Below are 12,159 nucleotides of genomic sequence, written 5' to 3' on the forward strand. Positions count from 1 at the left end.
CGCCCCTCAGGAGGAGTCCATGGGCCCGCCGGTCAGCCTGCCGATCACCGGGAACACCGTTCCCGCACTCCTCCGGCGGACGGCGGCCGTGCAGGGCGACGCGGCGGCGGTGGTCTGCGGCGACGTGCGCTGGACCTATGCCGACCTCCTCGAGCAGGTGCGCACGGTCGCCGCCTCGCTGCTGTCCCGGGGGGTGCGTCCTGGTGACCGGGTGGCGGTCTGGGCGCCGAACTCCGAGCGGTGGGTCGCCGCGGCGCTCGCGCTGCAGTACGTCGGCGTCGCCGTCGTCCCGGTGAACACCCGGTACAAGGGCGAGGAGGCGCGCGACCTGCTGGAGCGCACCGGCGCGGTCGCCCTGCTCACCGAGTCCGGCTTCCTCGGCCTGGACTACGCGGCCATGCTCGGTGCCGACGGCAGCACCCCGGTGCCGGGCCTGCCGGCGCTGCGGCTGCTGGTGGAGCTGGGCGACGCTCCGTCACCGGGCGCAGTGGGCTGGACCGAGCTGACCTCGGCCGTCGACGACGCGCAGCGAGCCGCGGCCGACGCCGCCGCCGACGCGGTGACCCCCGAGGCGGTCGACGCGATCATCTTCACCTCGGGCACGACCGGACGACCCAAGGGCGCGATGCTCACCCAGGGGCAGCTGCTGCACGTGTTCGGGCTCTACGCCCGCGGGCTCGGCGTCGGCCCGGACGACCGGACGATCGCGGCCAACCCGTTCTTCCACAGCTTCGGCTACGCCGCGGGCATCCTGACCTGCCTGATCGCCGGCGCCACCCTGTGCCCGCTGGCGATCGCCGACCCGGCGCAGATGCTGGCGCTGGTCGAGCGGGAGCGGATCACCTGGCTCCCGGGCCCGCCGACGATCTACGCGATGCTCATGGACTCCCCTGCCCGGACCGGCACCGACACGAGCTCACTGCGGCTCGCGGTCACCGGCGCCTCCGTCGTCCCCGGAGAGCTGGTCCGCCGGATGCGCTCGGACCTGGGGTTCCGGCAGGTGCTCACCGCGTACGGGCTCACCGAGTCCAGCGGCACGGTGACGATGTGCTCGCTCGACGATCCCGACGAGGTGATCGAGCAGACCAGCGGCCGGCCGCTGCCCGGGGTCGAGGTGGAGATCCGCGACCCGTCCGGGGCGCTCTGCCCGGCCGGCGTGGCCGGGGAGATCTGCACCCGCGGGCCGAACGTCATGCTCGGCTACCTCGACGACTTCGAGGCGACCGCGGCGGCGATCGACGAAGACGGGTGGCTGCGCACCGGCGACGTCGGCTACCTCGACGAGGCCGGGCTGCTGCACATCACCGACCGGCTCAAGGACATGTTCATCGTCGGCGGCTTCAACGCCTACCCGGCGGAGATCGAGCGGCTGCTGACCCAGCACCCGGCGGTGTCCCAGGCCGCGGTCATCGGCATCCCCGACCCGCGGCTGGGCGAAGTCGGCCGGGCCTACGTGATCCCGCGGCGGGGCATGCAGCTCACCGCCGAGGAGCTGATCACCTGGTGCCGGGCGAACATGGCCAACTACAAGGTGCCGCGGTCGGTGGTCATCACCGACGACCTGCCCCGCAACGCGGCGGGCAAGATCTCGAAGCTCCACCTCCGCGGCACGGCGCAGTAGGCCAGACCGCCCCAGCCGTCGGAGCCGGTGTGCCGCGTCTCCCGGCGGCCCCGGCGAGCGCCGCCCGCGCGCTCAGGCCACCCGCGCCGAGATGGCGTTCAGCTACATGGACATCCAGGTAGCGCTGGACCTCATCACGGGCGCTGTCTCCGTGGTCACCCCACCGGCAGCGCAGCAGCGCCCTCGTAAACCCGACCCACCAGCGGCAGACCTCCGTATCCGTCCAGTCGTCGAGACCAGGTCGTCACCGATCGAGGCGACGGTGGATCGGGGTCGGGCGTCGGGCCCTCGGGGTCAGGACGGCCTGGTCGGATCGATGAAACGGTCGAAGACGGCACCGGTCGCCTGCGCCTGGACGTACTTGTCGACGATGTCGATCGCCCAGTCCTGAGCCGACCACTGCTTCGGCTGGTAGAGCCCGGATGCTGTGTTGAGCAGGACGTCACCGGTGTAGACGGTGACGAACACGGCATGGACCGCCTTCTGCCCACGGAGCCCGGCGGAGGCCGCGACCCCGTACGCAGCACCCCACATGCCGCCGAGAGCGAAGTGGACGAGGTAGTTCAGCCGCTTGCGCGATTGCGGGCTCGCGGTTCGGGTGGGGAGGAGGCTCTCGGCGGCCTCGGCCGGGGCATAGCTGTCCGCGCGGCCGGTCAGGGGCATCTCGACGACCTTCTGGAAGGCGGTCATCACGGCGGTACCCCCGATGCCGGCCAGTACCCCGCGGCCGATCGACCCGGCCGTGCTCATCCGCTTCTCGACCCGCACGATGATCTTCATCCCTTCCGGACCGCCGGGGCAGCCGGTCGACTCCACGGAGCGGAGCGCTCGTCACGGGGCGGTTGCCCTGCGCCGTTCCCACCTTCCCCGCCGGACGCTCCCTACTCCTGGGATCGCCGCCGGCGGCCGCCCGCCGGGCATGCCTGGTGGCTCCACACGGCGGGATGAGTCCTCTCGCGGTTCTGCGGACCGACCTGGCGGCGTCATCGCGGACCGGAGACGGACGAAAGCCGCTCGCGCGGTGCGGCACAGGCATGTCAGCCGTTTCCGGGCGGTCGCCGAGCGTGTGGACGTGCACCGGGTCGGCTCCGTCCCCCGTCGCGACCGGGCACGCCAGCTGGACCGCCAGGACCTCCGACGGCTACGGCTCCTGCCGTGTGGACGACCCGACGACGGGAGCCGTGGCCGTCGTCAGGCGCCGGCCGTCGTCAGGCGCCGGCCGCTGTCGGGTGTGCCCGTGCCGCGGTGCCGCGGCGGGTCAGCCTGCTGGCGAGCACGTACAGCAGCGCGCTGACGAGCATGGAGTCGATGGATGGGATGCCGGTAAGGGTCAGGACGTCGTAGGCGGTGAGCCCGCCGACGACGGACCCGACGAGCCAGGCGCCGAAGGTGAGGAGTCTGACCGCCGGCAGGGTCGCCAGCAGACCGCTGTCGTAGCCGGCCCGCCGGTGCAGGAAGAAGTCGGCGATGTAGATGCCGGCCACGGGCGGCGCGGCAATGCCGAGGAACAGCAGGAACGTCGGCAACCAGGCGGCGATGTCGAGGCTGCCGACGACGGCCGCCCCGATCCCGATGGCCACGGTGATCCGCCACTTCCGGACCGAGGTGAGCAGGGTGGACACCGCAAGCGTGCCCTGGAACATGTTCCCGGCATTGGCCGTGATGGAAGCGAAGATCAGCAACGCGATGGCGGGCAGAGCGGAGGCGATCACGGCCGTCGCGTCGATGAGCGAGCTCTCCCCCGTCAGCCCGCTGGGGAGCGCGCCGGCGATGTACAGGAGTGGGTAGGCGACGCCGAACGCCAGGACGGCGCCGAGGACCGCCTGCCGCCGGCTGCGTGCGAAGCTGCCGAAGTCCGCGGCGGTGACCACCAGGACGATGGCCGTGCCCACGACCGCGGAGACCGCGACCCCCCAGCGCAGCGGGTCGGCCGGATCCAGCATCGCCAGCCCGGAGCGCAGCGCCTGGAAGACGATGAATCCCAGGATGAGAGCGATCACCGGGACGGCGAACTGCGCGACCCTGCCCAGCACCTCGAAACCGAACGCGGTCGAGGCGACGAAGATGACGGTGCCCAGGACCACCAGCACGGGCAGCGGCACGTCGACGCCGGCGACCTCCTGCAGGAAGCTGCGGGCAGCGAGGCCGAAGCCGTTGGCGGTGACGGCGGTCCAGCCGAACAGGCTGACCGCGAGCAGCACGGTGATGGCCTTGGCGCCCTGGGCGCCGAAGGAGAAGCGGACGATCTCGTACGTCGGCTGGCGGGCGTGCTCACCGATCGACACCGTGGTGACGGCCAGCGCCAGCAGGATCGCCGAACCGACCAGGATCGCGGAGACGGCGAGCGGCAGGGTCAGCCCGCTGCCCAGCGTCGGCGAGGACAGCACGACCGGCGTGATCACGATGCCCAGCAGGATGAGGGCGATCCGGTAGCCCGGTGCTCCGGCGGCGACCGCCCCCCGCTCGCCGACGCTCTCAGTGCTCTCCTCGGGCATCCCTCAGCGCTCCTCGGCGGCGGCGGCGTAGGCCCGCCAGCCGGCGAACTCGGTGATCTCCCGCTGGCCCTCGACCAGGAAGGGCTCCCCCACCACGCCGAGGACCTCGCTCCCGTCGGCCAGGAGGACCTTGCCGATGGTCAGACCCGCCGGCTCCTTGGCCAGCACGGAGGCCAGGCCGACGAGCGGGATGTCCCAGACCTCGAGGTGCACCGACGTGCCGGTGCCGTCGGTGGTGCGGATCATCGCCGGATGCCGGTCGTCGATGGTCCACAGCCGGTAGACGGCCGCGGTGGTGTCCTCCCGGAGGAAGGTGGCGCCCACCTCGACCAGGTTGTCGTTGAGTTCCAGGCCGCGCATGAGCGTTCCGTTCACGGCCAGCTGCGTCGTCTCGGTCATCGCTGCGTCTCCTCCTGCGTGTCCCCGTTTCCGGGGGTGTTCTCGATCCACGTGCCGCTGCGGCGTTCGAGGGCCGCGGCGATGCACGCCGGTGCGGTGATCAGCCCGGCGGCGGTGGGCCGCGCCCGGAGGAAGTCCAGGACGGCCTCCACCTTGGGTTGCATGCTGCCCTCGCCGAAGTGGCCCTCGGCGGCGTAACGAGCGGCTGTCGCGGGGGTGAGTTCGCTCAGCCACTCCTGCTCCGGCGTCCCGAACCGGATGGCGACCCGCTCGACCCCGGTCGGGATGACCAGGAGGTCGGCATCGAGTGCCGCGGCCAGTAACCCGGACGCGCGGTCCTTGTCGATGACCGCCTCGACTCCGTCCAGCCGGCCGTCGGGCCGGCGGGCTACTGGGATCCCGCCGCCACCGCAGGCGACGACGAGGCTGCCCGCGTCCACGAGGCTCCGGATCGTCTCGAGCTCGATGATCTCCCGGGGCTTGGGGGAGGGGACGGTGCGCCGCCAGCCTCGTCCGCCGTCCGGTGCGATCGTCCAGCCCAGCTCCCGTTCGTAGCGGCGGGCGGTCGCCTCGTCCATGAACCCGCCCACCGGCTTGGTGGGGCGCTCGAATGCGGGATCCTCGGGGTCGACGACGGTCTGGGTGACCAGGCTGACGACCGGCCGGGACATGCCGCGGCGGGACAGCTCGTTGTGCAGGGCCTTGCTGAACATGTAGCCGATCGCGCCCTGGGTGTCGCCGACGGCGTAGTCCAGCGGCACCGGCGCGACCTCACCGAGTGCCAGCTCGGAGCGGCGCAGGATGTAGCCGACCTGCGGGCCGTTGCCGTGGGTGACCACGACGTTCCAGCCGCCCTCGATCATGTCGACGATGGCCGGCACGGTGTCGACCACGGTGTCGTACTGGTCGGGGATCGACTGGTGGGCGTCGTCGCGTACCAGCGCGTTGCCACCGAAGGCGATGACCGCCCGCCCGGCGCTCACGCGGACACCCCCAGGTCGGCGGCGAGGGCGCCGATGGCCTGGGTGAAGCACTCCGGCGGAGCGGCGGTGATCCCCGCGCCGATCTGCCCGACGCCGGCCTCCTTGTGCGCGATGCCGCTGTTGATGATCGGCAGCACGCCGGAGTCCACGACGGCACGGGCGTCGATGCCGGCCGCGGTTCCGCCGAAGTTGAGCGCCGGCAGGCTGAAGACCGGGTTGGTGCCCAGGGTGATGGCCCGCATCCGCCGGCTGTTCTCCGTCGCGTCTGCCGGCGTGCCGCCGACGAACTGGACGATCGCCGGCGAGGCCGCCATGGCGAAGCCGCCGAGTCCGGCCGTCTCGGTGATCGCGCTGTCGCCGAGGTCGGCAGCGGCGTCCTCGATCGTGTAACCGGGGAAGAACAAGCCGTCGACCGGGTTGGCGGGGGCCTGGAACCAGCGGTCCCCGGTGCCGGACAGGCGGATCCCGAAGTTGACGCCGTTGCGCGCCATGGCGGTCACCATCGAGCTGTGCCGGACGTCGGCGGCGGCGTCGAGCATGGCTTTGCTGGCCGCCATGGACAGGTTCAGGAAGAAGTGGTCGTTCCCGGCGATGAACTCCGCGCTGCGGCGCAGCGCCTCTCCGGGCACATCGACCGAGAGGAGGCTGGGCAGCAACCGCTTGAACAGCAGGCCGGTGGCCGCCGCGTTCCGGTTGTGCACCTCGTCGCCCATGTGCAGTGCCTGCGCGATGAGCGGCTTGAGCTCCAGGCCGTCGAGCTGCCGCACTCCGGCCCGCACCGTCTGGAACAGCTCCGTCCCCATCCAGCGCAGCCGGTCCAGCACTTCAGAGCTGTTGGCGCCGAACCGCAGCACCTTGCCCAGACCCTCGTTGAAGTTGCTGTACGCCCGGTTGGTGCCGGCGGCGTTCTCCACGACCCACAGCGGCATGGAGGGGCTGATGATGCCGGCCATCGGGCCGACGGCATCGTGGTGGTGGCACGGCGCGAAGGCGATGTCGCCACCGGCGGCCAGCGTCTCCGCCTCCTCCGGCGTCTGCGCCCAGCCCTCGTAGAGGATGGCTCCGACGATGCCGCCCTGCACCGGGCCGCACATGTCGGCCCAGGCGATCGGTGGGCCGGCGTGCAGGATCAGCCGCTGCTCGGCCATCGCGGGGATGGCGTCGCGGGCGATCTGCACGTCGACCAGCCGGGGCTGCGCCGCCTGGTACCGCTCGAAGGCGACGGCGTTGGCCTGGTCCACCTCCGGGTGCCCCACGAGGCGGGCGAGCTCCAGACCGCGGGCCGGGTCACCTCCGGCCGGCGGGCGCCAGTCCAAGGTGGTCACGGCCCCGCCGGCCCGGGCGACGTTCTCCCCGAAAGAGGCCAGCCCGACGTTGACCACGGTCAGTTCCTGGCTGAAGAGGTTCACGTTCACTTCTTTCCTGACTCGGCAAGGTGCGCTGCGGCGGCCTGGGTGGCGAGGAAGCCGGCCATCCGTGCGGCGTGGGCGTTGCTGTCCGCGACGAGCACGCCGGCCTCCTGCAGCGCGGCGACGACGGTGGGGCGGTGCTGCGGGTCCTCGTCGGTGCCGCAGACGTGGGCGATGACGGGAAGCACCCGGCCGGCCTCCTCGGCGGTGGACCGGCACCGATCGAGCACCTCGAGCAGGCCTGACACCGGGTCGGTGGCGGCGCCGTAGCCGAGGACGACGTCGAAGAGGAGGACCGCCGTCGCCGGGTCCTGCGCCTCGGCCAGCAGCCGCTCGTTGCGCAGCGTCGGGTCGATCATCGGGTGCGGCCGGCCGCGGGTGAACGCGTCGTCACCCATGTCGATGATGGTGTGCTCGCGGCTGGACCAGATGTCCTCGAGCACCGGGTTCCCGGCGATCGGCGTGTTGGAGTGCGCGCGGACGCCGTCGACCCGGCACAGCAGCTGGGCCTCGTAGCAGAAGGTGCCACCGGAGTAGACGCCGCGCACGTACCGCTGTCCGGCGACCAGCCGGCCGGCGGCGTCGCGGAGGCGGGCCTGGAGGTCCTCGGGTAGGGCGCCGTCGCCAGGCTGCGCCGGCGCGCTACCGAGCAGCCCGACGGCGACGTCTGACGCGTCGGCGAGGGTGGTGGCGGGGTGCAGCCCGTCGCCCGCGGGAACGGGGGTGTCGGCGCCGACGAAGACGACGACGACCGGCTTGGACAGACTGCGCGCCCGGTCGAGGACGGCCGTGGCGACCTCGGAGGCCGGCGGCTTGGAGACGAGGACGACGACGTCGGTGGCCTCGTCCTCGCCGAGGGCCTGCAGGGCGTGCAGCATGGAGATGCCGCCGACGTCGGCGGAGAGGTCGTGGCCTCCGGTACCCAGCGCCTGGGATACCCCCTGACCGTGCTGGTGGATCCGGCAGGTGATCTCCTGCATCCCGGTCCCGGAGGCACCGACGACGCCGATCCGACCGCGCCGCACGACGTTGGCGAAGCCCAGCGGGATGCCGTTGACCAGGGCGGTTCCGCAGTCGGGACCCATCACGAGGCGCTGGTGCGCCGCCGCGTAACGCTTGATCTCGATCTCGTGCTCGACCGGCACGTTGTCGCTGAAGAGCATGACGTCCAGGCCGAGCCGGAGCGCCTTGAGCGCCTCCGCAGCGGCATAGGGACCGGGTACCGACACGAGGGCGAGATTGGCCGACGGGGTGCGGGTGGCCGCCGCCTGCACGCTCGTGGGTGGCTGCTCCTGGACGGATCCGCCGCCGTCCGCCGCGGTGGGCTGTTCGGCCAGCAGGCGGTCGGCCAGGTCCAGCGCCTCCTCGCAGGCTGCCGCGTCCCCGCGGACCGCGACCAGGAGGTCGTTGGGTCCAGCGACGGCGTCGTCGGCCAGCCCGGCCGTACGCAGGTTTTCCCGGTTGCTGTCGGTGGCCATCACCACCGACGCGGCCGCGACGCCTGCCAGCTTCAGGAGCGCCGCGGAGATCGCCATCAGGGCGACCGAGTCCTTGTACAGGTTGGGATAGACGCGATGGTGATCGATCTGGTTCTGCTGGGCGGTCATGCCACCTTCTCGTGGGTCTGCGTGTGGGAGGGGAGTTCGAGGACGGCGCCCAGCCCGGTGAGCACACCGAGCAGCGCGTCCGAGCCGGAGCTGGCTCCGATGCCGAGCACGTCGCGGGCCCGGGCGTCCACGACCTCGGCATCCACGCCGGCGAGGACGGAGTCGACGAGGACGCTGAGCGGCTCACCGACGTGGCCACGCGCGGCCAACCGCAGGTAGTGCGCGCTGATGTCGGTGGTGCGGTGGACGTGGCGCGACACGATCGCGCCGATGCGGTCGAACGCCACCGCGGCGTGCGGGGAGCCGTTGCCACCGCGGCACAGCGCCGCCAGCACGCCCACGAGGACGTCGTCACCGGACGGGGTGAGCCCGGCGCCGGCCCCGATCAGCCGGGCGACGGCGGTCTCCAGCTCCTGGCAGTCGGACGGCTGAGCCAGGCCGCCCGCGAGGAGTGCGCCCAGCGTCCGCACGTCCCGTTCGAGCTGCGGTGCGGTCTGGTACCCGCGGTCTCCCAGGTGGCCGCGCCGCGCCGCGGCGAGGCATGCCAGGCGTCGGTGGACCGGCGACCGGATCGGGTCGCCGTGGGCGACCGGGGCTGGCGCCCAGACCGGCACCCGGTCCAGGTCGAGCACGTGGTTGCCGAACGACAGCACGCCGGCCCGGTGGACGGCGCGGTCGCCGACGCGCACCGACGGCGACCAGATCGCGGGGCCGGCCACCGCGACGCGCACCGACGTGGGGGTGTGCTGCCTCGCCGCGTCCTGGACGGTGAGGAGCAGGCCGTCGACGACGATGTTGCACGCGGTCGCGAAGACGCTGTGGACGACGCCCACGAAGCCGACGACCGGTACCAGGTACGCCTTCGAGACGGCGTACTCGTCGACGCGGGAAGCCCCGCCGCCGGCGGTCATCGTCCGGCAGGTCCCGCGGGTCCAGCGGGCTCGGCATCCTCCTCGGCGGGCCGCCGGGGCCGGGCAGCCAGCGCCTTGATGGCGTGCTCGGAGTTCGAGACCCAGCCGAAGATGCCACCCTGCGCCTTGATCATCTTGAGTCCGACCTCCTGGAACTCCGGGAAGTAGGAGCCCACGCAGTCCTCGAGGACGACGCATTCGTAGCCGCGGTCGTTGCCCTCGCGCACGGTGGTGTGCACGCACACCTCGGTGGTGACACCGCAGAGGATCAGCGTCCTGATGCCGTGGTTGCGCAGGATGATGTGCAGGTCGGTCTCGAAGAAGGCGCCCTTGCCCGGCTTGTCGATGACCGGCTCGCCGGCGATCGGGTACAGCTCCGGGATGATGTCGTGGCCCTCTTCGCCGCGGACGAGGATGCGTCCCATCGGCCCGTCGGTCCCGATGAATGTCTTGCCGCCGCGGGTCAGCTTGGCCGGCGGGCAGTCGGTGAGATCGGGGCGGTGCCCCTCGCGGGTGTGGACGACCAGCATCCCCGCGGCCCGTGCCGCCTCGAGGACGGCACGCGTCGGCTCGATGGCCGACCGGAGCAGGGACACGTCGTTGCCCAGCAACTCGCCGAAACCGTGCGGCTGCAGGAAGTCCCGCTGCATGTCGATGATGACCAGCGCCGTCGTCGACGGGTCGAGCTCGAGATCGAACGGCTCGGCGGTGATGCTTGTGCGGCTCACTGCGAAATCCCCTCTGCCAGGGCCGTGGCGCCGCAACGCCGCGGCGTCGATGTGGCTGGCCCGTCGGCGTTCCCGGACCGCGCCGAGCGTCGGGCGCCGGCACATGTCCGCTGCGATCGAGGCTCGGTTCGATCGTCGTCCCGGCCGTCTATCGTGTCCAATGGATGTTCTCGAAGCGATTGATCGACCGGACGCATCGACTGATCGATCGACGGCCCGGTGATCCGAGGGAGTCGTGGAACTACGTCAGCTCGAGCACTTCGTCGCCGTCGCCCAGCACCTGAGCTTCACCCGTGCCGCTCGCGAGGTACATGTCGTGCAGTCCTCGCTGAGCACGTCGGTGCGCCAGCTGGAGCGCGAGCTGGGCGCGACCCTGTTCGAGCGCACGACCCGCAAGGTCACCCTCACACCTGCCGGGTGGACGCTGCTGCCCATGGCTCGGCGGATCCTCATGGATGCGCGGTCGGCACGGGAGTCCGTCGCCACGGTCGCCGGGGTGGTGAGCGGCGCGGTCGCCGTCGGCACCATCCAGATGCTGACCTGGGTCGACCTGCCCGCTGCGCTGAGCCGCTTCTACCGGGCACACCCGGGAGTGGAGATCACCCTGCGGGAGGCGCCGGTCGACGAGCTGCTCGACGCGCTGCTCGCGGGCGACCTCGACCTCGCCTACATCGCCCGCGACAGCAGCCGGCTGCCGGACGCCGTCTCGGTGCTCGCCACCCGTGACGAGGAACTCGTGGTCATCGCGGCCTCGGGCCACCCTCTTGCCCGGGAACACCAGGTGCACCTGGCCGACCTCCGGGACGAACCGTTCGTGGATTTCCAGGCCGGTACCGGGCTGCAGACGGTGGTCGAGCGGCTGTGCATCCAAGCCTCACTACGGCGTCGCATCACCTTCGCGGTCACCCAGCTGGAGCTGCTGGTCTCACTGGTCCGCGCCGGCCTGGGAATCGCGATCGTCCCGGCACCCGTGGCCCGGGGCAGCGGCGACCTGGCGCGCCTCTCGATCGCCCCATCCCCTCCGCATCGCACGCTCGCGCTGGTGTCCCGGACGCCCGGGCCGGGCAATCCTGCTGCCGTCGCGCTGCTGCGCGACGTCCACGGCCGCATTCTGCGCTGAGCTGCCCGGCGTGGTGTGCCGCACCAGTGGATCGACACCTCCGACGGAAATCCGGCCGGGCGCCGGATGCGAGCTCGGTACCCGCCTCGGTTGCCGACGGTCGGCAATGCCGTCGCGGTGAGTTGACCGGCGACCGCCCTGTTCCGGCCATCGGCGTGCGGGGAGGGTGAGGCCAGGTCCGCAGAGCTGCTAGCCCGTGGTCCGGCGAACCTCGGCCGGCTCCCGCATCCCGCACCCGACGTACGACCGGAGAGGAGTGACCCCGTGCACGCAGACGCGATGGAGCCCGCGAGCCAGACCCACGCGGCTGTACCGGCTGGATCACCACCTGGCTGGCCATCGCCGGTGCACGGTGACGGACTGCTGGCCCTGGCGATGAGCCTGCGGGCCCGCGGGCTGCGTGGTCTGGACGTGCTCCGCCGCAGCCAGGACCGTGCGCCCCCAGCGAGGTCGTGACCCCTCGAGGTCTCCAGCTCTCGTCAGGCGCGTTCCAGTTGGTGGGACGCGTTTCTCGTCGTTCCAGGAGTGCACTTATGACCACGCTCACCACCCCTGCCACCACCACATCCCCTGCCGCTGCGACGGACTGGACGTCCTTCCGGGTGCTGCTCGAGACCCAGCGGGCCGACTGCGTCCGGCAGCACGAGCTCGCCCTGGCCGAGACGGCCACGTCGGTCCCGGACCCGGTCGCGGTCAGCCGTGCGGCCAGCCTGCAGCGCAGGATCGCGGAGGTCGACGCGGCGCTGGACCGGATCGTCGCCGGCACCTACGGCCGTTGCATCCACTGCGAGAGTCCAATCCCCACCGAACGGTTGGAGTTCCGACCGTTCGCGGCCGCCTGCGTCTCCTGCCAGCAGGCGCACTGAGTCCCCCGCACCACAGCCGC

At 72.0% G+C, this 12,159-nt stretch carries 11 protein-coding genes; 3 read left to right on the top strand and 8 right to left on the bottom strand.

Features of this window, described 5'->3' with window-relative positions:
* Window positions 1–19 precede the first annotated feature (19 nt).
* The gene (locus QOZ88_RS04750) at window positions 20–1,621 is read left to right on the top strand and encodes a FadD3 family acyl-CoA ligase (RefSeq protein ID WP_305998644.1); all 1,602 of its coding nucleotides are present in this window, start codon (window positions 20–22) and stop codon (window positions 1,619–1,621) included.
* Between the two features lie 294 nt (window positions 1,622–1,915).
* Here QOZ88_RS04750 and QOZ88_RS04755 read toward each other — a convergent pair whose 3' ends face one another.
* The 8 genes from QOZ88_RS04755 to QOZ88_RS04790 form a co-directional block, all read right to left on the bottom strand.
* Window positions 1,916–2,437, bottom strand: coding sequence for a hypothetical protein (locus QOZ88_RS04755; RefSeq protein ID WP_305998645.1), 522 nt, complete (start codon window positions 2,435–2,437; stop codon window positions 1,916–1,918).
* A gap of 392 nt (window positions 2,438–2,829) precedes the next feature.
* Window positions 2,830–4,116, bottom strand: coding sequence for a cytosine permease (locus QOZ88_RS04760; RefSeq protein ID WP_305998646.1), 1,287 nt, complete (start codon window positions 4,114–4,116; stop codon window positions 2,830–2,832).
* 3 nt (window positions 4,117–4,119) lie between these two features.
* Window positions 4,120–4,515, bottom strand: coding sequence for an allophanate hydrolase-related protein (locus QOZ88_RS04765; protein WP_305998647.1), 396 nt, complete (start codon window positions 4,513–4,515; stop codon window positions 4,120–4,122).
* Window positions 4,512–5,498: a carbamate kinase gene (locus QOZ88_RS04770; protein ID WP_305998648.1), complete on the bottom strand. Its 987-nt coding sequence runs from the start codon at window positions 5,496–5,498 to the stop codon at window positions 4,512–4,514. Before QOZ88_RS04770 ends, QOZ88_RS04765 begins: the two co-directional genes overlap by 4 nt.
* A complete protein-coding gene (locus QOZ88_RS04775; protein WP_305998649.1) occupies window positions 5,495–6,907 on the bottom strand; it encodes a YlbE family protein in 1,413 nt (470 codons plus the stop codon). The genes QOZ88_RS04770 and QOZ88_RS04775 overlap by 4 nt, the downstream gene beginning before the upstream one ends.
* Before the next feature lie 2 nt (window positions 6,908–6,909).
* Window positions 6,910–8,514 carry an acyl-CoA synthetase FdrA gene (gene fdrA, locus QOZ88_RS04780; protein ID WP_305998650.1) on the bottom strand — a complete coding sequence of 535 codons (1,605 nt, stop codon included), beginning with the start codon at window positions 8,512–8,514 and terminating at the stop codon, window positions 6,910–6,912.
* Window positions 8,511–9,425: a DUF2877 domain-containing protein gene (locus tag QOZ88_RS04785; RefSeq protein ID WP_305998651.1), complete on the bottom strand. Its 915-nt coding sequence runs from the start codon at window positions 9,423–9,425 to the stop codon at window positions 8,511–8,513. The genes fdrA and QOZ88_RS04785 overlap by 4 nt, the downstream gene beginning before the upstream one ends.
* On the bottom strand, window positions 9,422–10,153 hold the full coding sequence (locus tag QOZ88_RS04790) for a cysteine hydrolase family protein (RefSeq protein WP_305998652.1): 732 nt from the start codon (window positions 10,151–10,153) through the stop codon (window positions 9,422–9,424). The genes QOZ88_RS04785 and QOZ88_RS04790 overlap by 4 nt, the downstream gene beginning before the upstream one ends.
* Before the next feature lie 235 nt (window positions 10,154–10,388).
* Between QOZ88_RS04790 and QOZ88_RS04795 the strand changes: the two genes are divergently transcribed.
* Together QOZ88_RS04795 and QOZ88_RS04800 are read left to right on the top strand one after the other, a co-directional pair.
* Window positions 10,389–11,273, top strand: a complete 885-nt coding sequence (locus QOZ88_RS04795) for a LysR family transcriptional regulator (RefSeq protein WP_305998653.1) — start codon at window positions 10,389–10,391, stop codon at window positions 11,271–11,273.
* Between the two features lie 533 nt (window positions 11,274–11,806).
* The gene (locus tag QOZ88_RS04800; RefSeq protein ID WP_305998654.1) at window positions 11,807–12,139 is read left to right on the top strand and encodes a TraR/DksA family transcriptional regulator; all 333 of its coding nucleotides are present in this window, start codon (window positions 11,807–11,809) and stop codon (window positions 12,137–12,139) included.
* The last annotated feature ends 20 nt before the right edge of the window (window positions 12,140–12,159 follow it).

Origin of the sequence: Blastococcus carthaginiensis, from assembly GCF_030731085.1 — a bacterium.
Lineage (GTDB): Bacteria > Actinomycetota > Actinomycetes > Mycobacteriales > Geodermatophilaceae > Blastococcus > Blastococcus carthaginiensis.

Excerpts from the sequence above, each read along its gene's own strand:
- QOZ88_RS04765 (WP_305998647.1), bottom strand. The coding sequence starts at position 4,515 with ATGACCGAGACGACGCAGCTGGCCGTGAACGGAACGCTCATGCGCGGC.
- fdrA (WP_305998650.1), bottom strand. The coding sequence starts at position 8,514 with ATGACCGCCCAGCAGAACCAGATCGATCACCATCGCGTCTATCCCAAC.
- QOZ88_RS04750 (WP_305998644.1), top strand. The coding sequence starts at position 20 with ATGGGCCCGCCGGTCAGCCTGCCGATCACCGGGAACACCGTTCCCGCA.
- QOZ88_RS04760 (WP_305998646.1), bottom strand. The coding sequence starts at position 4,116 with ATGCCCGAGGAGAGCACTGAGAGCGTCGGCGAGCGGGGGGCGGTCGCC.
- QOZ88_RS04800 (WP_305998654.1), top strand. The coding sequence starts at position 11,807 with ATGACCACGCTCACCACCCCTGCCACCACCACATCCCCTGCCGCTGCG.
- QOZ88_RS04785 (WP_305998651.1), bottom strand. The coding sequence starts at position 9,425 with ATGACCGCCGGCGGCGGGGCTTCCCGCGTCGACGAGTACGCCGTCTCG.